18 protein-coding genes and 2 pseudogenes are annotated in these 21,769 nt (G+C 33.1%); 8 read left to right on the top strand and 12 right to left on the bottom strand.

Going from position 1 to position 21,769, the window contains the following annotated elements; all coding sequences use genetic code 11:
• Positions 1-134: 134 nt before the first annotated feature.
• From porU to E0F76_RS13600, 5 genes are all read left to right on the top strand, one after another.
• Positions 135-3,971: a type IX secretion system sortase PorU gene (gene porU, locus E0F76_RS13620; RefSeq protein ID WP_132007094.1), complete on the top strand. Its 3,837-nt coding sequence runs from the start codon at positions 135-137 to the stop codon at positions 3,969-3,971.
• A gap of 37 nt (positions 3,972-4,008) precedes the next feature.
• Positions 4,009-5,181 (top strand): type IX secretion system outer membrane channel protein PorV, encoded by a 1,173-nt coding sequence (gene porV / locus E0F76_RS13615; protein ID WP_132007091.1) that lies wholly within the window; start codon positions 4,009-4,011, stop codon positions 5,179-5,181.
• A 69-nt stretch (positions 5,182-5,250) separates the two neighbouring features.
• On the top strand, positions 5,251-5,733 hold the full coding sequence (gene cdd / locus E0F76_RS13610; RefSeq protein ID WP_132007088.1) for a cytidine deaminase: 483 nt from the start codon (positions 5,251-5,253) through the stop codon (positions 5,731-5,733).
• A gap of 237 nt (positions 5,734-5,970) precedes the next feature.
• Entirely contained in the window at positions 5,971-6,969 is a 999-nt protein-coding gene (gene pdhA, locus E0F76_RS13605; RefSeq protein WP_132007085.1) for a pyruvate dehydrogenase (acetyl-transferring) E1 component subunit alpha, read from the top strand.
• A 6-nt stretch (positions 6,970-6,975) separates the two neighbouring features.
• A complete protein-coding gene (locus tag E0F76_RS13600) occupies positions 6,976-8,613 on the top strand; it encodes a pyruvate dehydrogenase complex dihydrolipoamide acetyltransferase (protein ID WP_132007082.1) in 1,638 nt (545 codons plus the stop codon).
• Between the two features lie 53 nt (positions 8,614-8,666).
• Here E0F76_RS13600 and E0F76_RS13595 read toward each other — a convergent pair whose 3' ends face one another.
• Positions 8,667-9,908 (bottom strand): glycosyltransferase, encoded by a 1,242-nt coding sequence (locus E0F76_RS13595; RefSeq protein ID WP_132007079.1) that lies wholly within the window; start codon positions 9,906-9,908, stop codon positions 8,667-8,669.
• A gap of 106 nt (positions 9,909-10,014) precedes the next feature.
• On the opposite strand from E0F76_RS13595, the gene miaE reads away from it, so the two are divergent.
• Positions 10,015-10,596, top strand: coding sequence for a tRNA-(ms[2]io[6]A)-hydroxylase (gene miaE, locus E0F76_RS13590; RefSeq protein ID WP_132007076.1), 582 nt, complete (start codon positions 10,015-10,017; stop codon positions 10,594-10,596).
• A 756-nt stretch (positions 10,597-11,352) separates the two neighbouring features.
• On the opposite strand, the gene uxuA is transcribed toward miaE, so the two are convergent.
• The 11 genes and pseudogenes from uxuA to E0F76_RS13545 all read right to left on the bottom strand — a co-directional run bounded on the left by uxuA (position 11,353) and on the right by E0F76_RS13545 (position 20,197).
• On the bottom strand, positions 11,353-12,513 hold the full coding sequence (uxuA, locus tag E0F76_RS13585; RefSeq protein WP_132007073.1) for a mannonate dehydratase: 1,161 nt from the start codon (positions 12,511-12,513) through the stop codon (positions 11,353-11,355).
• A gap of 18 nt (positions 12,514-12,531) precedes the next feature.
• The gene (locus tag E0F76_RS13580) at positions 12,532-13,344 is read right to left on the bottom strand and encodes an SDR family oxidoreductase (protein WP_132007070.1); all 813 of its coding nucleotides are present in this window, start codon (positions 13,342-13,344) and stop codon (positions 12,532-12,534) included.
• Positions 13,345-13,948: 604 nt separating this feature from the next.
• Positions 13,949-14,236: pseudogene (locus E0F76_RS13575) on the bottom strand (FadR/GntR family transcriptional regulator); the annotation flags it as partial.
• A 123-nt stretch (positions 14,237-14,359) separates the two neighbouring features.
• Positions 14,360-14,959, bottom strand: a pseudogene (locus E0F76_RS13570) (polysaccharide lyase family 7 protein); the annotation flags it as partial.
• A gap of 474 nt (positions 14,960-15,433) precedes the next feature.
• Entirely contained in the window at positions 15,434-15,820 is a 387-nt protein-coding gene (locus E0F76_RS13565; protein WP_132007064.1) for a cupin domain-containing protein, read from the bottom strand.
• A 179-nt stretch (positions 15,821-15,999) separates the two neighbouring features.
• Positions 16,000-16,176 (bottom strand): hypothetical protein, encoded by a 177-nt coding sequence (locus E0F76_RS19365; RefSeq protein ID WP_165932709.1) that lies wholly within the window; start codon positions 16,174-16,176, stop codon positions 16,000-16,002.
• 172 nt (positions 16,177-16,348) lie between these two features.
• Entirely contained in the window at positions 16,349-16,498 is a 150-nt protein-coding gene (locus tag E0F76_RS19360; RefSeq protein ID WP_165932708.1) for a hypothetical protein, read from the bottom strand.
• 467 nt (positions 16,499-16,965) lie between these two features.
• Positions 16,966-17,631, bottom strand: coding sequence for a beta/alpha barrel domain-containing protein (locus E0F76_RS13560; protein WP_132007062.1), 666 nt, complete (start codon positions 17,629-17,631; stop codon positions 16,966-16,968).
• 5 nt (positions 17,632-17,636) lie between these two features.
• Entirely contained in the window at positions 17,637-18,086 is a 450-nt protein-coding gene (locus E0F76_RS13555) for a YhcH/YjgK/YiaL family protein (RefSeq protein WP_132007059.1), read from the bottom strand.
• Positions 18,087-18,096: 10 nt separating this feature from the next.
• Positions 18,097-19,146, bottom strand: coding sequence for a sugar kinase (locus E0F76_RS13550; protein ID WP_132007056.1), 1,050 nt, complete (start codon positions 19,144-19,146; stop codon positions 18,097-18,099).
• 43 nt (positions 19,147-19,189) lie between these two features.
• Positions 19,190-20,197 carry a sugar kinase gene (locus E0F76_RS13545; protein ID WP_132007053.1) on the bottom strand — a complete coding sequence of 336 codons (1,008 nt, stop codon included), beginning with the start codon at positions 20,195-20,197 and terminating at the stop codon, positions 19,190-19,192.
• 133 nt (positions 20,198-20,330) lie between these two features.
• On the opposite strand from E0F76_RS13545, the gene E0F76_RS13540 reads away from it, so the two are divergent.
• Complete coding sequence (locus E0F76_RS13540) at positions 20,331-21,377, top strand: LacI family DNA-binding transcriptional regulator (RefSeq protein ID WP_342773091.1); 1,047 nt, start codon at positions 20,331-20,333, stop codon at positions 21,375-21,377.
• Positions 21,378-21,587, top strand: coding sequence for a hypothetical protein (locus E0F76_RS13535; RefSeq protein ID WP_132007047.1), 210 nt, complete (start codon positions 21,378-21,380; stop codon positions 21,585-21,587).
• Positions 21,588-21,769 lie beyond the last annotated feature (182 nt).

Genomic DNA, 21,769 nt, shown 5'->3' with positions numbered 1-21,769 from the left:
TAGTAGGTCTATTATATATTCAGATTATATACACAACTTGAACGCAAATTTATACTTTTTATTATTTATAATTACACTAAATGGTATATTTTTACAGATTGCAATAATATGTTCCAAAATACGTTAAAAAAACAATGAAAAAAATATTTTTGATTTGCATATCCTTAATTCCATTCCTCTCATTTTCTCAAATTAAAGGAGATATAACTATTGAATGGCTTGAAAAAACAGAAATGTTTTTTGGTGATTCTAAAATTAATGTCCCTCAATTTACCGGAAGTTATTATTATTACGACGCCTCAAAAAAGACTCTTTTATACTCCTTAAATCTAAGCGAATCGGTTTCTTCCGATGAAAAGTCTGTGCAAATTACAAATATAGTTTATGAGTCAATTGCTGTTGAAAAACTGGGAGATCTAAACCTTGAAAACATCCCAAAATCACCTTCGGCATCTATAAAAACAGACAAATCGAGAGATCTAAGTCAAAGTTTTTTGACCCTCTCACCAATTGTGAAAGATGAACTTGGATACAAAAGAATCAAATCATTTTCATATTCCATTAGCAATTCTAATTCTTCTAGAATTGCACAAACTAACAAAAAAACAAGTCAAACAATCAATTCTGTATTAGCAACAGGAGATTGGTATCAATTTTATGTTGAAAAATCAGGAGTTTATAAAATCTCCAAAAGTTTTTTGCAACAATTAGGTCTCGATGTGAGTAAAATTGATCCTAAAAAATTAAAATTATTTGGAAATGGAGGTCGCATGTTACCATTATCCAATAGTATTTCCTATCCAAATGATTTAGCCGAAAACGCCATTCAAGTAATTGGTGAAAGTGACGGCGTTTTTAATAATGATGACTACATCCTCTTTTATGCTGAGGGAGTTGATACTTGGAATGCTGAAAGTCAAACCTATGTTAATTTATATGACACTAAATCATATTACTATATTACTGTCCAAGGAAATGATGGAAAACGAATCGAAAATTTAACTCAACCAAGCGGAAGTAGTACATTAACCTTAACTTCTTATGACGACGACCAGTTTCATGAATTAGACCTGATAAACATTGCTCGTCTAGGCCGCCAGTGGTACGGTGAATCTTTTGAAATTAAACAGGATCAAGAGTTCGTGTTCAGTTTTCCAAATATTGACACCTCTATGCCAGTGAAACTTAGTATTTCTGCAGCAGGTATTGCCTATACGAACACATCATTTAAAGTGACCGCAAATGACATAGCCGCAGGAACCCTATCAATTGCAGCACTTAATCCAAATTCTAGCAGTACCATATTTAATGTTGGTAATTTACCTTCAAACACTGTAATTACAGGATCTGAAAACATAAAAATAAAATTGTCCTATAATAACAATGGAGTTGCAGGATCAAAAGGGTATCTCGACAAAATTAGTCTTACTGCTAAAAGTAAATTGCAAGGCTTTGGCAAACAATTTTTGTTTAAATATGACTTAGCGAACGCCACTGCTGGAATTGCAACTTATACCATTTCTAATGCAAGTGGAATTTCTCAGATTTGGGACGTTACAGACCGTCAAAATATCACTAAAATCGAAAATAACAATCAAGCTTCAATCTCTTTTAAATCAACTTTAGGAGAAGTTAAAAAATACGTTGCTATTGATGCTTTAGACTATTACACGCCTTTAAAAACAAGCAAACCAAAAATCGCTAATCAGAATATAAAAGGAACTATTTTTAAAAATGATCAAGGTACATTTCAAGACATTGACTATGTTATTATTACTCCAGCATCGTTAAGTACTCAAGCTGAAAAATTAGCCAATTTTCACCGTTCCTATTCCAATTTGAATGTCAAAGTAATTTCACTTGAAACAATATATCAAGAATTTTCATCCGGAAAGCAAGATATTGCCGCTATTCGGAATTGCATTAAATACATTTATCAAAATGCTTCTTCAAATGAAAAAAGAATCAAATACGTTAACCTTTTTGGTGATGCTTCTTACGACTATAAAAACAGAACCGTTAACAATACTAATGTCGTACCAATTTACCATGCTTTAAATAGTAATACGACAGGAGAATCATCCTTCGCATCTGATGATTTTTATGGATTAATGGATGATAATGAAGGAAATGTAATTTCATCATTTGGCGGAATAGATATTGCAGTAGGAAGAATGTTGAATAATGACGCCGCCCAAGCTGAAGAAATGGTGAACAAAGTAATTGAATACCATGATCAAAAATCATACGGAAGTTGGAGAAATAATTTTGTAATGATAAGCGACGACGCCGACAAATCTACAGATATCAGCTTACAAAGTAGACAAAATAGTTTAACTGACAACATTGTTTCAGCTAAACCATTTATGAATGCCACAAAAATACTATTAGATTCTTATGTTCAAGAAGCTTCTGCTGGAGGTTCTCGCTATCCTAAAGCAAGAACAGAAATTTTCAGCGCTTTCGAAAAAGGAGCTCTTGTTTTTAATTATTTAGGTCATGGTGGTGAAGATGGATTGGCAAGTGAACGCATTTGGGAAAAAACTGATGGTCAAAATCTGAGCAATCAATACAAATACCCTTTATTCATTACCATAACTTGTGATTTTTCCAGATTTGACAACCCTTCACGTCCCACTGCCGGAGAGTACACTTATTGGAATCCAAAAGGCGGTGCCATTTCAATGCTAACCACAATTCGAGAAATCGGACAATTTAGCGCCGAAAATTTTAATGATGTTTTAGCCAAATATTTATTTTCATACAATTCAAATCAATATACAACCATTGCCGAAGCATTACGATTGGCGAAAAACAGCAACCCAAACTCTTCTACAAATGTTGTATTCTACATTGGCGACCCAGCGCTTATGCTTGCCATCCCTAAACCCAAAATAAAATTAACAAAAGTAAATGACATCCCAGTGGCGCAAGCTTTTGATGATTTTAAATCTTTGGCAAAAATGAAAATATCTGGGGAAATAACAGATGAAAATGACACTCCGTTAACAAATTACAAGGGAGAACTTTCCACAATAATATTTGACAAGATAATTTCTAGGACTACTTTAAATAACGATGGAAATAACTCAACAATAAATTTCAAAGCTTTAGGTGAAACAATTTTTAGAGGAAATGCTTCAATTACAAACGGACAATTTGAATTTAGCTTTATTGTTCCAAGAGACATTCGTATTCCTTTAGACTATGGGAAAATTAGCTTTTATGCTAAAAAGAACCAATTTTTCGAAAACCAAACTGGCTATAGTACAAGTATTAAAATAGGAGGAATTAATGAAAATGTTATTGTAGACAATATTAGTCCAAGAGTGCAGTTATATATGAATGACGAAACATTTGTGTCAGGTGGTATCACTAATGAATCGCCGTTCTTATTGGCAAAATTGGAAGATGAAAGCGGATTGAATACCGCAAGTGGAATAGGTCATGATATGGTAGCAATATTAGACGGAGATGTAAACAATCCGTATATAGTAAACGATTATTATCAAACGAACTTGGATGATTATACAAAAGGATCCCTTCGTTTTCCATTTCGGAATCTAGCTGTTGGTCTTCATACAATAACATTCAAGGCCTGGGACGTTTATAATAATCCCATAACTGCCGAGATTCAATTTGTAGTTGCAGGAAATGAATCATTAACATTGACACATGTGTTGAATTACCCCAACCCTTTTGTCAATTATACACAGTTCTGGTTTTCTCACAACAGACCTTATGAACCATTAGAAGTTCAAGTTCAAGTGATGACAATAACTGGAAAAGTAGTTTGGACACAAAACCAAATCATTACAACTGAAGGATTCTTATCAAAAGAAATCACTTGGGACGGAAAAGATGATTTTGGAAATAAAATAGGAAAAGGAGTTTATGTTTATAAACTCACCGTTAAGTCTAACTTGACAAATACAAAAACCGAAAAATTTGAAAAACTTGTTATCCTTTAATAAAATACTATATTTGTTCCTTTAATATTACAAACCAATGAAAAAAACGCTGTTCCTTTTTGTATGTTTATTTGTATTTACATTTGCTCAAGCGCAAGAAAACGTAATCACTACTGGTGTCCCATTTTTATTAGTTGCTGCTGATGCAAGAGCAGCAGGTATGGCAGACCAAGGTGTAGCTACTTCTGCTGATGCTTTTTCGCAACAATGGAACCCAGCAAAATATGCTTTTGCAATAGACAAACAAGGTTTTTCGATTAGCTACACTCCTTATCTTACTGACTTAGTAAACGATATCTCATTAGGTCAATTAACGTATTACAATAGAGTAAACGAAAGAAGTGCTTTTGCGGGAAGTTTTAGGTATTTTGGTTTAGGAAATATCGAATTACGTGAAACAGGTGATCCAAATGAAGTTCCAAGAATTGTTTCTCCAAGTGAATTTGCTTTTGACGGTTCTTATTCTTTAAAATTAAGTGAAAAATTCTCCATGGCAGTTGCTGCAAGATTTATTAATTCTAGTCTTAAAGTAGCAACAGATAATGGAGATGCTTCTGGCGCCAGCTCATTTGCAGTTGATATTGCTGGTTATTTTCAATCAGAAGAACAAGCCTATAATGATTTTAATGGTCGATGGAGAGCTGGTTTCAATATTCAAAATTTAGGTCCAAAAATCAGCTATGACAATACCCAACTTAGCAGTAATTTCCTTCCTGCTAATTTAAAAATAGGAACTGGATTTGATTTCATTCTTGATGATTATAATAAAGTAGCTTTAAATTTAGAAGTGAGCAAACTATTAGTTCCATCTCCACAAACCATAGTAGATTTAAATGGAGACAATACTATAGACTCGAAGGACTATGCATTAGCAAGAGAAAAATACAATTCAATAGGCTGGTTTCAAGGCGCAACAAATTCCTTTTCTGATGCATCTGGTGGATTTAGTGAAGAATTAAAAGAATTCACTTACTCAGCTGGAGCAGAATATTCCTACCAAGACTCATTTGCATTGCGTGCAGGTTACTTTCACGAGAATCCAAATAAAGGAGCAAGACAATTTTTCTCTCTTGGTGCAGGATTCAAATACAATGTGGTCAAAGTAGATGTTTCCTATTTGTTTTCAACATCAAAAATAAAAAATCCTTTAGAAAATACATTACGATTCTCACTCACATTTAATTTTGGTGATAAATATGATGAATATTAGTAAAAAATAAGCACTAAAATTTAAAATCCAAATTTCGATGAAATTTGGATTTTTTTTCCAATAAAAAGTATGAAAAAAATCGTTATTACTACCCAATTTTCGACATATGACGCTACTGATGAATTACCTACTGATATCCAAAACTTAATGGCGCAAGCTGTTGAGGTTAGAAAAAAAGCTTATGCTCCCTATTCTAATTTTAGAGTGGGCTCCGCTCTTTTATTAGAAAATGGAAAAATTATATTGGGTTCAAATCAAGAAAACGCAGCATATCCTTCTGGACTTTGTGCTGAACGAGTTGCCATTTTTCAAGCGAGCACTCTTTACCCAGACAGCAAAATTCTAAAAATGACCATTAGTGCAGCATCAGACACTAACACAACTGTCGCACCAGTTCCTCCCTGTGGGTCTTGCAGACAATCTATAGCTGAATATGAAATTAAACAAGGAACTCCCATTGAAATTTATTTTATGGGTGAAAAAGGTTCAATATATAAATCAGACTCACTCAAAAATTTATTACCTTTTATGTTTGACAATTCCGTTTTATAAAAAAAAACACAAAAATGTATTAAAATTGTATTTTTTAATTTTAGTACCTCCTTGGAATGTCCTATTTTTGCACAACTATATTTAATAGACAATTAAGTTATATTAAACTATTATTAAAAGTTTTAGACGAAATTATAATATAAATATATATAAATTTTAAGATTGGACAATTTAAACAATCCTATCTCAACTACTTTAAGTTCAACCACACAATACTAAAGGAAAAAAGGAAGCAAAATGAAAGAAGTTACAAAAGAGGTTTATTTAAAATGGTATGAAGACATGCTACTTTGGAGAAAGTTTGAAGACAAACTAGCTGCATTATACATTCAACAAAAAATTCGAGGTTTCCTACATTTATACAATGGTCAAGAAGCAGTATTAGCAGGTGCTTTGCATGCGATGGACTTGTCTAAAGACAAAATGATTACTGCTTATAGAAATCACGTACAACCAATCGGTATGGGAGTTGATCCTAGACGTGTAATGGCTGAATTAATGGGAAAAGTAACAGGAACATCTAAAGGTATGGGTGGTTCAATGCACATTTTCTCAAAAGAGCACCGTTTTTATGGTGGTCACGGTATTGTAGGTGGACAAATTCCTCTAGGTGCTGGGTTAGCTTTTGGAGATAAATACAACAATACAGGTGGTGTTACTATGACTTATTTTGGTGATGGAGCCTCAAGACAAGGTTCATTACACGAAGCTTTTAATATGGCAATGTTGTGGAAATTACCTGTTGTTTTTATTGTAGAAAACAATGGTTATGCCATGGGAACGTCTGTAGAAAGAACTGCTAATCACTCAGACATCTGGAAACTTGGATTAGGATACGAAATGCCTTGTGGACCAGTTGATGGAATGAATCCTGTAAAAGTTGCCGAAGCAATGACAGAAGCAATTGAAAGAGCTAGAAGCGGAGGAGGGCCAACATTTTTAGAAATGAAAACGTACCGTTATAGAGGACATTCTATGTCTGATGCGCAATTATACCGTTCTAAAGAAGAAGTAGAAGAGTACAAAAAAATTGATCCAATTACTCAAGTTTTAGATGTAATTAAGGATCAAAAATTTGCTTCAACAGAAGAAATAGCTGCAATCGAAAAAAGAGTAAAAGATTTAATCGAAGAATGTGTAAAATTCGCGGAAGAATCTCCTTACCCAGAAATTCAACAATTATACGACGTAGTTTACGCCCAAGAAGATTATCCATTTATACCCCATAAACTATAAATCACTATGGCTACAATTATTACAATGCCGCGTTTGAGCGATACAATGACTGAAGGAACTGTGGCAACATGGTTAAAAAAAGTAGGTGACAAAATCAGCGAAGGCGATATGCTTGCTGAAATTGAAACTGACAAAGCAACAATGGAATTCGAGTCTTTCAACGAAGGTACTCTACTTTATATCGGAATTCAAGCAGGCGAAACAGCACCAATCGATTCTTTATTAGCAATTATTGGGAATGAAGGAGAAGATATTTCTGCTTTAATTTCAGGTGGTGCTTCAACAGCTCCAGCTAAAGAAGAAGCTCCGGCTAAAGAAGAAGCAAAAGTTTCAGAAGCAAAAACAGAAGTAGCTGCCGCTGCTGCAGCAATACCTGAAGGAGTTATTGTAGTTACAATGCCCCGTTTGAGCGACACTATGACTGAAGGCACTGTTGCCACTTGGTTGAAAAAAGTCGGAGATTCAATATCCGAAGGTGACATGATTGCAGAAATCGAAACCGACAAAGCAACTATGGAATTCGAATCTTTCAATGAAGGAACTTTATTATACATCGGAATTGCAGCAGGTGAATCAGCTCCAATTGACAGTTTATTAGCTATTATTGGACCTGCAGGAACTGATATCAGTGGTATCGCAAGTCGTTTCACCGCTGGTGGATCTGCTCCAGTTGCTACAGAAGAAGCTAAACCAGCATCAGCCGAAAAAGCTGCAGCTGTTGAACAAGAACCAGCTACTGACGGTCAACGAATTTTAGCTTCGCCATTGGCGAAAAAAATTGCATCTGATAAAGGCATTCAATTAGGACAAGTGAAAGGTTCTGGAGAAAACGGACGTATCACTAAAAGTGATGTCGAAAACTTTACTCCAAAAGCCGCAACTGCTCCGGCTGCAACTAGTAGCGCTCCAGTAAAAACTGAATCTGCTGCTCCGGCTGCAAAACCTTATGTTCCAGCAGGACAAATTGCTACTGAAGAAATCAAAAACTCTACAATGCGTAAAATCATTGCGAAGCGTTTGGCTGAATCATTATTCACTGCTCCTCATTACAACTTAGTAATCGAGGTAACAATGGACGAAGCAATGAAATCAAGAGTTACAATTAATAGCGTTCCAGACACCAAAGTATCTTTTAACGATATGATAATCAAAGCTTCTGCTTTAGCATTGAAAAAACATCCAAAAATCAATTCACAATGGACTGCTGATAACATTATCATCAACTATCATGTGAATATTGGTGTAGCCGTTGCTGTTGAAGATGGATTAGTTGTTCCCGTTTTACCTTTTACCGATGGAATGAGTTTATCTCAAATTGGTGCAAGCGTTAGAGACTTAGCAGGAAGAGCGAAAAACAAAAAATTATTACCTACCGAAATGGAAGGAAGTACTTTTACAATTTCTAACCTTGGTATGTTCGGTATTACTGAATTCAATTCAATCATTAACCAACCCAATTCTGCCATCCTTTCAGTTGGAGCAATCGTAGAAAAACCAGTGGTTAAAAACGGTCAAATTGTAGTTGGAAATACAATGATGCTTTCATTAGCTTGCGATCACAGAACTATCGACGGTGCAACCGGAGCACAGTTCTTGCAAACTTTGAAACAATACATCGAAAACCCAGTGACGATGCTAGCATAATTAGCTTGTTACTTTATAATAGAAATCCCGTTTTAGTAATAGAACGGGATTTTTTATTTATTCTTCTCCTCTATCCATCTCGACATGTATTTTGTACTCGTCAACGTATGATGTTGCAATAATGTTCCCATAAAATTATGCAAACGATGTTGTTTTAAATTAGTTTGAACATTTAAAATATGTAGCATAAAATGATCTTTGTACAAAGATTTCAAAAAGCATTTTTCTATAATCTTGAAACCATTTTCTTGGGATTTTAGCCAAAGATTTTCATCCTGATATAAAAGTACCGATTTGACTGCAAAAGTTTCTGCATCATCTGAAATTTTTCCATTCCAAGGCAAATCACTGCACATCGATTCGGATCCGATAGTTGTAGTTATACTTGGCGTTCCACATTGCATGGCTTCAAGTAATTTTCCTTTTATACCTGCGCCAAATCGTAAAGGAGCCAAAACAATTCTAGCTTTCCGAACTACTTCTTGGGCATCTTTGGCACGGCCCATAATAAGAAAACCTTCGGCAGGCTTATGTAATTGAAACACTTTTTGAGATGGGTAAGCACCATAAATATGCAAAATAGCGTCTGGCAGCTGCTTTCTGATGAGTGGCCAAATGGTTTCTTTCAAATACTGAACGGCATTCCAATTGGGCTCGTGAAGAAAATTTCCAATGAAAATAAAATTTTCACGTTCTTTGAATGAAGGTAAATTTTGAGTAGATGATTCTTCAATTGGATCCAGAAACAACGGTAAATAATACAATAAAGCAGCATCAATTTTGAAAACGGTTTTCAATAATTCCATTTCATATTCAGCAATCATCAAAGAAATATCGGAACGTAAAATACTAGCAATTTCTCGTTTGGCAACATCTTCAACCAGCAAGTCGTCCGTCGAAAAGGGTCGTTTTTCTTTGAACGCTTTTTGACGAGCTAATCGCAGGGAGTGTAAATCTTCGGTGTCTAACATGCGTAAAGCATCAGGACAATTTTCGGCAACACGCCATCCAAATTGTTCTTCCATCATGAAACGATCAAATAAAACAATTCCAGGATTTAACTCTTTTACAAAAACATCAAAACTGGAACAATTTAAAGCAATTGATTTTTTGATTACCCCTAAAGATTCTAAATCAACCATAAAATCACTGTCCATTGCAGGACTGGCAAAGGTTACTTCAAATCCCATTTCTTTAAAAAAAGCAATTAACTGTATCATTCTTCCTCCGGCAGCAGAAGAATTAGGTTCCGGCCAAACAAATCCAATAATTAAAACACGCTGATTCCCATTCATAAAAAAATATTTTCAACACAAAATAAGGGAAATAATTCGGCAAACTAAGCTATTTAACCACAAATAAAAACTGTATTTTTGCATATAATTTCCAAAATACAAAAAGATGTTAGGATTAAAATTAGCCACCGACCCAAGATGGGTAACCATAGTAGAATCGAACATAGAAGAAATCTTGACTGATCATGCCTGGTGTGAACAAAAAGCCGCCACAAATATCATCACCATTATCACCTATAATTCGGAACACGAAGAATTGGTAACGGATTTGTTGGAAATCGCCAAAGAAGAATTAGAGCATTTCCAAATGGTGCATAACATCATCAAAGCGCGTGGATTGAAATTAGGAAGAGAACGAAAAGACCATTACGTCAACGAATTGTTTAAATTCTTAAAAAAAGACGGAAGTAGAAACGACGCTTTTGTAGACCGATTATTGTTCTCTGCAATGATTGAAGCAAGAAGCTGCGAACGATTTAAAGTACTTTCTCAAAACATAGAAGATCAAGAATTAGCGGCATTTTACAAAGAATTAATGATCAGTGAAGCCGGACATTACACAACCTTTTTACGTTTTGCCAGAAAATATTCAGAAAAAGTGGATATAGACAAACGTTGGCAAGAATGGATTGATTTCGAAGGCAAATTGATAACCAATTATGGCAAAAGCGAAACTGTTCACGGATAACCATTACACACATTCAAACATTTAAAAATCATTCCATATTTATAAAATAGGGAGTGATTTTCTTATTTTAAACAACAATTTCCTGTCAATAAATTTGACTTTCCAATTTAAAAAGAAAGAACGACACCTTTATTTTACTTCTAAATAGTGAGCTAAAACTTATATTTCAACTTGCTAAATTCATCTAAAGTATAAATGCTTCTATCATCAGAATAGTACAATATTATATGAAAATAATTGATTATTTTATACAAATACTAAAGAACTAACACTTCATTTGTCCATAATAAAAATTAAAGAAGTGCTATATATTATAATACTAGACATAAAAAAAGAGGCTGTCCGAAAAGTAATTTTCGGGCAGCCTCTAATAAATGAATGAATACTGTTTTTTAAAAATCTGTAATGGGTATGCATTTTGGAACAAGGAATGTCAGTTTGGTCCGACCTATTAAATAGCAAATGAGACAAATAGAAAAAAAAGTGTCCCGCTTAAATCCCATGAATCACTATTAATATGCCATATCGGTTTCAAATGATTTTTTCGTTCACTCCCTTTACATGCATAGCTCTTTATTTATAATGATGTCCATCAATCCAAATTTGAGCTAAGTTTTCAAACTGTAGCTCTTCGGCAATGAATTAATGATAGATATAAATTGGTTGTCGTTTTGCAAAACCATAATATAACTTTAAAGCTAGTTCACTACAAATTATAAAATCATCTGCAAAAAAAATATTTCGGGCGTAGTAATACTAAAATAAACTTCGCTCAATTCCCATTTCTAAACCCCTCAATTCGGCAAGTCCGCGTAGTCGTCCAATTCCAGAATAGCCAGGATTTGTTTTTTTATTTAAATCGTCCAACATTTGATGTCCGTGATCAGGACGCATTGGAATAATTCGATTGGTTTCTTTTTGCTTTTTCAAGATCGATTTCACCACTTCATACATATCTACATCGCCTTCTAAATGATTCGCTTCATAAAAATTACCCTCTACATCGCGTTGGGTGCTTCTCAAATGGATAAAATTCATTTTATCGCCATGACGATCTACAATTCCAGGTAAATCATTTTCGACAATCACTCCATAAGACCCCGTACACATCGTAAATCCATTGGAGGGAGAATCAATAGCATTTAGCAACTGTTTCAAATCTGCTTCAGTGCTAACCACTCGAGGCAATCCCAAAATTGGATAAGGTGGATCATCTGGATGAATAGCCATTTTCACCCCTACACTTTCAGCGACAGGTATAATTTCACGAAGGAAATAATATAAATTTTCTTTTAATTTAGTGGCATCGATACCATCATATCCTTTGAGCACTTTTAAGAAATCTACAACGGAATAGGATTCTTCAGCGCCTGGTAAACCTGCAATTATATTTTGCTGCAATTTTATTTTTTCAGCATCGGTCAATTTTTCAAAAGTCGACTTGGCTTTGACTTTTTGCTCTTCGGTATAGGTGTTTTCTGCACCTGGCCTTTTCAGAATAAACAATTCAAAAGCAGCAAATTCATTGATATCGAAACGCAATGCTTTAGAGCCATCTGGCATTTCATACGACAAGTCCGTCCTAGACCAATCTAAAACCGGCATAAAGTTATAGCAAACAACAAAAATTCCGCACTTCGCTAAGTTTTTTATACTTTGTTTGTAGTTTTCTATGTACTTTAAATAATCGCCTGATTGCTTTTTAATGTCTTCATGAACGGGTATGCTTTCCACTACTGAAAAACTCATTCCAGCAGCTTCTACTTCATTTTTTCGTTTTATGATTTCATCTACTTCCCACACCTGTCCATTTTTTATATGATGCAAGGCCGTTACTATTCCTGTTGCACCTGCTTGTCTAGCATCTGATAATTGCACTGGGTCATTGGGTCCGTACCATCTCCATGTTTGTTCCATACTATTTTAATTGAAAATTTATATACTTGTAGCGCCAAAACCGCCATCAACATGAATAATGATTCCTGTAACAAATTTGGACATATCGCTACATAGAAACAGTAATGTTCCTTCTATATCTTCTGGAGTTCCAAACCTTCCCATTGGCGTATGCTCAATAATTTTATTCCCTCTGGGCGTTAAACTACCATCTGGAGACAATAGTAATGCTCTATTTTGCTCGCCAATAAAAAAACCAGGCGCAATGGCATTTACACGTATCCCTTCACCATATTTAACCGCTAATTCTACTGACATCCATTTGGTAAAGTTATCAATGGCTGCTTTTGAAGCGGAATATCCAACTACTCTTGACAAAGGTCTTTGAGCGGCTGCTGATGAAATATTAATAATAATTCCTGATTTTTGTTTAGCAAAAATCTCCGAAACCACTTGAGATGGCAATATCGTTCCAATGATATTCAAATCAATAACTTTTTGTAACTGGTCCAATTGCATGTCATAAACAGCTTGATCTGGACCAATAGTAGCTCCAGGCATATTTCCTCCAGCTGCATTTATCAATATATCTATTTGTCCGTATTTTTCAATTACAAAATCTCTAGCGGCTTCCAATTCTTCTTTGTTGAGTACATTCGCTTTGACTGCAAAAGCTTCTCCTCCAGCATTTTTTATTTTAGTAACTGTAGCTTCGACTTTATCCAAAGTACGCCCTAATATTCCTGTAATTACGCCATGCTTCGCTAATACTTCAGCCATATTGCTTCCTAATACACCACCACCACCTGTGATGAGAGCCACTTTTCCTTTAAGATTGAATATTGAATTCATTATTTAATTTTTATTTATTTATAGTTATTCTTGATATTTAATTAAACTCGTCAGTAGTTTAATACTTTTTAACAAACCCAATAATTATATATTTGACGTTTTTCAAATGAGTTTAGTTTCAATTTGTAATAGTAAGAAACTCATTTTCAATTAGATTAAGATCTTTACAAAATTTAACTTGTATTGTAAAATCATATAATATGTTATTTTTTAACTCTAAAAAAGGAATAAGAATAATAAAGTATTAAAACTATTAATCTACAAATGTCCCACTTTAATTAATCCTAAAATTTAAAATTTATGCAGATATTAAATAATTAATCGGCCGAAGTTAAGGATAATAAATATCAAGTTTTGAAAAATAGTGAAGCAAAAAAAAAATCTAACATTTACATTAGATTTTTTTATATATAGCTGAAAAATTTAGCCTTAATCTAATACATCATTTTTTGTTTCAAATTTTGCTCTAATTTAATTTCTCCAGAATTTTTAATTTAAATGATTTGCATGAATAGTTTTATCTTAATAAGTGACTTTAATTTACAAACTTTTTCTGTAAAATAGTATTTAAATAAAGTGGCCTTACTATATCAGTTTAATAATTTTATATTGTTTCATAGCAATAGTTATACAAAGCTTTAAAATGTTTTTTCATTTTTAGTTTGGCCAATTGAGGGTTTTTTTCCTTTATAGCTTGAAAAATTGCTTCATGCTCTTTTATTCCTACCACTGCTTGATTATCATCACGTACATGGTATGTGGCAAAATTGGTAATGATCTCTGGAGTAATAATTAACATCAAATTATTTATTGTACTATTTCCATTTGCTTTAGCAATAGCTAAATGAAACAATAAATCTTCTTGAACAGCATCTTCACCATTGAACACTTTTTATTATCTTTCTTAGTGATTACTTCTAATTTCATTGTTTCAAGATTAAATTAATTTCTGGTTAACCAGATTGGTTTTAACAAAAAAAAACAATATGAAAAATTTAATAACTAATTATTTTCATCACGTAAAAAACTGATAATGAAACGTTTCTAGTAAATAAATTTTTACTTTAGCGAAAGCATTAGATTCCTTTGATTGAAAACAGTTTCCAGATTTGAAATAATTGTCAAAAATCCCCCATTTTTTAATGTTAATATCATTGTAAACTAGTGATTCGTTCCCATTAAGAATTACTTCTAATCGGCCATCTGAAACTTTAATTTCTAAAGTAAACTTGTCAAAATCAACTTTATCTTTAAAATTGATTCCTTGGTCATTTCCCCAAGCTTCAGCAGTTAATATTTCTTTCTCAAAAGCATTAAGATTCTTAAGCACTTTTGTTTTAACTCGCATTTTACCTTTATCCCAATAGATTTATAAAATTGGTGCCGCATTATTGTCTTTTTGACCAATTAAATTTCGTTGTTCATCCGTTAAACGACCGTGAATTTGAGCAATAATTACAAGACTGTATTTTCCATCTGCTTCTTTTGAAACAGCATCAATTCTGTACGTTTCTTTAAAATACCCACCTTCAGAGAATGTCCAATTTCTATTCTTATTTCCAGAATCCATTGTTTCTCTTAATTCTGACCTAGAATAATGACTATTAGCTGTAGTTGTACCTGATGGTAATGCCTAAAAAACAATAGATTTGTCTTTTTCAGTATTATACATCCATTTATTTAAATAATGTATTCATTTTAAATTTCAAAATTACACTCTTTAAATAATTGGCTTACCGAATTGGAAAACCAAATACACAAGCATATTCCATTAAAAAAAAATAATTGTGTGTTTTTAATGGATTTTTTTTAACTATTTAATAATCAATTAAATATTTAAAAAAAAATGAATGAAACGAAACAAACCTATTTTAAATTATTATTCCATAAAATCTTCACGGATTGGGCTAAAAAAATCAATTAGAACTCCATCTTCAAGACAAATCGCTCCATGAATTACTTCAGGTTCTATATAAAAAATTCTCCTCCTTTAAAAATCTTGGTTGTATCACCAATTGTCATTTCAAATTGTCCACTTTAATCAATTATACCTATAAAATAGTATTTTTAGTTAGTGTCAAATTTCTGACTACAAATAGCTATCGTCTTTATCTCCGAAATAAGACACAGCACCACCCCTTAAGAAATCCTCTCTTACGGGACTGAAGGTGTCAATCAGCATTCCCTCTTCCAAACAAACTGCGCTATGCAACAAATTAGGCTGAATATAAACCCCATCTTCTGCTTCTACAATTTGCTTTATTCCATCAATTTCAAATTCAAATTTACCTGAAACACAGTAGGTAGCTTGCGTGTGAAAATGTTGATGTGGAGCACCTAATGCCCCTTTTTCAAATTTCACTAGTACCATCATGATTTGATTATCATATCCTAAAATTTTCCTTGATACTCCGCCACCCAATTTCTCCCATTCCATTTCTTTTGTGACAATAAACTTTTGACTAAATCTTTCCATTTTTTTAAATTTTTATTTATAATACGGCCCTACCCATTGGTAAGTTTTGTTGTTGATTTATAAACTATGTTTTTGAGTTTCTTTATTGTATTTTGTTGCCAAAATAAATAGGTTACAAACACCTGATTTATCTTTTATTTCTACTGGACTATAATTGGTGTCTAAAAAACAACTTTTACTTATTCTAGATTACTAGTTGCATTCTTTGCAAATTCTGAAACGGTACTATAACTTTCATGTGTTTCGATAACATATATAAAAGTAGTATTTTGAGTATTCTTTTTTCTAAATACAATTCCTGGATCTCTTCTTATATCAAAGTTGTGGTCATTGGCACCTGTTCTAACAAAGTACACTTGATCGTTAGGCTAAATAGCTCAAGTTAACGTATAAAAACTTCCCTCATTCATCCACAATATTTTTGAATTTGTAGTTGATGTCAAAAGTGCAGAACCTTCATTCCATAAATGTTGATAACCATTAGATTTACCAAAAGGTTCTAAAGTTTTTTTTGTGCCGTTCGTGGGTTTATCTACCAGAGTAATCTTTTGGAACCGGAACTACGATACCAAAAGCAATTTCAGCATCGACTTCCGTTTTTACATCTGCCAGTGATGTATCAAATAGTGGCAATTTTCCTAATTGAGATCGGATTTCACGAACTCCTTCTTTAGTCAAAACCAAACAAGGGTGTTATTGCGCAGTTGCAATACAATTAAATAAGAACAATAGTCCTAATGCAAGTGTTTTGATAAATGGTCTGGTTTTAATTTCCATTGTTATTTTTTATGGATTAATCCTAAATTTGTACCGTCTGTTCCTTTTCCAACAAATTGAGAATTTTCATCTCTATACTATTACATTCTTTTGCATTGCGAACCAATTCAGGATTAGTAGAATTTTCATTACGATGCATGAATCCATTTAACAATAAAAATAGAGAAAGAAATAAAAGAGTGTTATTTTTCATGTTATTTGATTGGTTTACCAATTAGGTTAGCTAAATATACTGAATAATTATTTAAAAAAAATTTAAAATCAAAAAAGGCTGTCTTATAAAAGACAGCCTTTAAATGGTTGAGAAACTTAAAATAAAATAGATTAGACTATACTAAAATCATTTATGATTAAGTTCAAACAAAAAATTATTTACTCTTAATTGTATTAATAAGAGCCAAAACTTTTACAGTTTCTGATTCGATTGTAGCGTAATCTTTATCAGCCATTAATTGTTTGCTGATTAATTTGCTTCCCATTCCTACTGCAGAAACTCCTGCTTTAAACCATCCACTTATATTTTCAGAAGTTGTATCAACACCACCAGTTGGCATAAATACAAGATTTGGGAAAATATCTTTGATTCCGCTTAAGAAATCAGGTCCTAGCATGTTTCCAGGGAACAATTTGATGAATTTTACTCCGGCATTTTCAGCAGCAATTATTTCAGTTGGAGTCATACAACCTGGGCTATATAAAACACCTTTAGCAGCTAAATAAGTTGCTACTTCTGGAACAAAACCCGGACTGATAAAAAAATCAGCTCCAACAGCAAAATACTCTTCTGCTTGTTTTTGGTTTTTAATAGTTCCAATACCTAATAATAAATCAGGCATTTCAGCATTACGAACTTCTACCATTTTAGTAAAGTTGCTTAAAGCCGTTTCTCCACGGCTTGTGTATTCTACCGCTTTGATTCCCGCTCTATAAATAGCTCTTAATACTTCTATTGTTACGTTTTCATCTGCATTAAAATACAAAGGAAGCATTCCTTGTGCAATAATTGCGTCAGTTACATTTTGAATTTTACTCATTTTTTTTAAATTTTAACTTTAAATACCAATTTTTTGATTTCACCTTCTCCAATCATTGGAGCATGAACATCGCCTGGATAAAATATCACAAACTGTCCGTCTGTTAATTGAAATTTCATGTCTGGAGTATCATTAAAGAAACGTACATCCTTTTCAGGATTGTAATCACCGTTTGGAGTTACACATTTCTCTCTTGGTTTCCAATAAATCGTTTCCAATCCGCTTACACAAACCTGAATATCTATGTTTTTATCGTGACATTCAAATTTAGTTAAACTAGCTTCTGCCGTTTTTCCATTTGCTTTACTAACAATTACTTTTAGACCTTCTTCAATTTGTATAACACCATCTTCCAAGTTTACTAAGTCATTTTGACTCATGAAATCAAAAGCTTTTGCAAACAAAGGATGTAAGCTTGTGTATTGTGATCCGTTATTTAGTGTATCTAGTATCATAATTCCTTAATTATCTAGCAACTCTACCTGAAGCATCACCACCCATTAATTTATTTACTTCATCAACAGTTACCAAGTTAGCATCTCCTTTGATAGTGTGTTTTAAGCAAGAAGCTGCAACTGCGAAATCTAAAGCATTTTGATCATTATCAGGATAAGTTAATAATCCGTAGATTAAACCTCCCATGAATGAATCACCACCACCTACTCTGTCAACGATATCCGTAATTTGATATTGACGCGTTTGTAACATTTCTTTTCCATCGTATAAAACTCCAGCCCATGTATTATGAGATGCAGATATAGAACCTCTTAAAGTAGTGATTACTTTTTTGGCTTTTGGGAATTTTTCCATCATTTGTTGACAAACAGATAAGAAAGCTTCTGCTTTCACATCATGTCCATGTGTTTGAACTGCTGCTCCAGCAGGTTTGATTCCAAAGTGCATTTCAGCATCTTCTTCATTTCCTAAAACAACATCACAATAAGATGTTAATTCAGTCATGATTTTTTCTCTTTGTGCGCTATCACAGAAATTCCATAATTTAGCACGGTAATTCAAATCCGTAGAAATTGTAATTCCTAAAGCGCTAGCCGCTTTAACCGCTTCTAAACAAGCATCAGCAGAACTTTGAGAAATTGCTGGAGTAATACCAGTCCAGTGAAACCACTCTACTCCTTCAAAAACTTCTTTCCAATTGATCATTCCTGGTTCGATAGAAGACATAGAAGAATGTGCTCTGTCATATACTACTTTACTTCCTCTAGATACAGCTCCAGTTTCTAAGAAATAAATTCCTAAACGCTCACCACCCCAAATAATTTTATCTACTCCAACGCCTCTTTTACGCATTTCCATCATCGCACATTGACCAATATCATTTTTTGGTAATCGAGTTACGAAATCTACTGAAATCCCATAGTTTGCTAATGAAACTGCTACGTTAGATTCTCCACCACCATATACAACATCAAAATTGTCTGCTTGTGAAAATCTTAAAAATCCTTGTGGTGCTAATCTTAACATTATCTCACCAAACGTTACTACTTTTTTCGCCATTTTTTTTTATTTTTAATTGTAATTTGTATTTATAATTTAAATTTTATCTGGAAACTCTTCCGCCTCCAGCGCCACTTACAAGTGCTTTTATTTCATTTACGGTTGCCAAGTTGATATCGCCCGAAATAGAATGTTTCAAACAGGTAGCAGCTACTGCATATTCCAAGGCCATTTGATGATCTTCTGGCCAGGTAATCAATCCGTAAATAATTCCTGCCATAAAAGCATCTCCTGCACCTATTCTATCAATAATATGAGAAATATTGTATTTGCGAGAATGCAGTAATTTTTTTCCATTCCACAATGAAGCGCTAATACCATTAGATGAAGCATTGGCGTCCATACGATGTGTGGAGACTATATTTTTTAATCTAGGATACACTTTCATCCAATTAGCAAAAACAATATCGTCTGTATCTAATTCATTTCTAGGTACTCCTAAAACACTTTCAGATTCATCTACGCCACCTAATAAGAGATCGCAATGCTGTACCAAATCAGGCATTATTTCATTGGCTTTTTTGCCATATTGCCAAAGCTTGGGTCTGTAATTCAAATCGGCCGAAATAGTTAATCCCATTTCAGTCGCAACCTCTAAAGCTTCCTTACACAAATTAGCCAAATCCTGAGACAAAGATGGAGTTATTCCAGACCAATGAAACCAATTTGCTTTTTTAAAAATAGTTCTCCAATCAATCATTCCCATTTTTAACGTCGAAAAAGAAGAATCTTCTCGATCATAAACTACTTTCCCAGGACGTTCAGAAGCTCCTTGCTCAAAATAATAAATACCTAATCTTTTTCCTTGCACCGATACAATCGGATTCACTCCAAACGAACGCAACATACTCAAAGATGATTCTCCTAATTCATTATCTGGAACTGCAGTAACAAATTTTACAGGCAAACCAAACTTAGATAATGAAGCAGCTACATTAGCCTCTGCACAACCATAATAGGAGTCAAAAGATGTAGCTTGCGTAATACGCAAATGACTTGGAGGTGAAAGCCTTAATAAAATTTCACCGAAAGTTACAATTCGATTAGACATAAAATTATTATTTTATCGTGTTCGCACACGTGGGCTGCAAATATAAAAATATTTAAACTAAATACTAACAAAATTAAACCAAAAAAATAGTCATTATTTTGAAAAATAGTTAAATTTACAAAAAATATAAAAGATAATAGCTATCATAACAATTAAAAAAATAGCAGAAATTGCTAATGTTTCAGTAGGAACGGTCGATAGAATTATACACAATCGTGGTCAAGTTACTGAAGAAAACATAGCCAAAGTAAATGCAATTATTAAAGAGCATGGTTATAAAAAGAATATTTTTGCCAGTAATTTGGCGTTTAATAAAAAATTCATATTTGCAGTTTTCCTTCCTTCAAATGAAGGACTTGAATATTGGAAAGCACCCGTAATTGGGATAATCAAAGCGGCTCAGGAGTTTGCTAATTTTGGTGTAACAATTGACTATTATTATTACGATTATAATACTACTTCTTTTAATACTAATGCAAATAATATCTTGGAAAATGAATATGACGGCTTGTTATTTGCACCCATTTTTTATGAAGAATCGGTTTCTTTTTTGACTGAATACAAGAAAAAAAACAGTCCAATTGTGTTAATTGATTCTAACATACCTGAAATTGATACTATTACATATATAGGTCAAGATTCATATCAAAGTGGCTATTTAGGTGGAAAACTAATCAGTTTTGGCATGAAAGAAGAAACTAATGTCTTGATTATTCAAATAACACGTTTCTTGGAAAGCACCTCTAGAACCAATGTATATTTGCAAAGAATCAAAGGATTTTATTCTTACTTTGAAGAAAAAAAAGAACTTCCAAAATTTAATTTCACTGAAGTAAGTATAAAATACGACACTGAAAATCACTTATCAACGGATATGTTTAATGGGATTGATTGTGTTTTTATTCCTAATTCTAGAGTTCATGTCGTAGCTAAATTTATTAAAGAAAACGAATTGAAAGGGATTCGAATTGTTGGTTATGAATTGTTAAAACAAAATTTAGAATACCTGAATAATGGTGTTATCGATTTTTTAATTCATCAAAAGCCTGAAGAACAAGGTTATCTAGGTATCAATCATTTGTATAAAAAAGTGGTATTAAAAGAAGCTATTGATGAGCTTCCCATTATCCCTTTAGAAATTATCGTACGAGAAAATTATATTCCAAATAAGGATAAATAATTGGAGTTAAATAAAAAAAAATGCTATCCTGTTGTAGTACTGAAAACGGTGGATGATGTAGTAAAAGATAAGGGTAGTCAATTAAATCCCTCAACAGTTGAACAAAATTTGCCCCTTTTAGGTGTACGCTCTTCTTATGCAGGGGGAAATAATCTTATGACTTACAATAAAGATTATACTTATTCATATGTTCCAAAAATTAAAACCTAATTTGTAAAGTCATGAAAGTATACTAACACCTATTATTATGGCCTGTTGTTGCGCTAGGGTTTATAGCCTATAAGAAATCCAATGGAGATTGGAATCGTTTAGTCCAGAATTGTTCAGGAACAAATATTGTCAACGAATGACACTTCTTTAAAGAAAGTTATAAAAACAGATAATAAATCGAA

It is taken from the genome of Flavobacterium cellulosilyticum (assembly GCF_004349355.1).
Taxonomy (GTDB): Bacteria; Bacteroidota; Bacteroidia; order Flavobacteriales; family Flavobacteriaceae; genus Flavobacterium; species Flavobacterium cellulosilyticum.
This window is presented reverse-complemented; position numbering and strand designations above follow the sequence as displayed.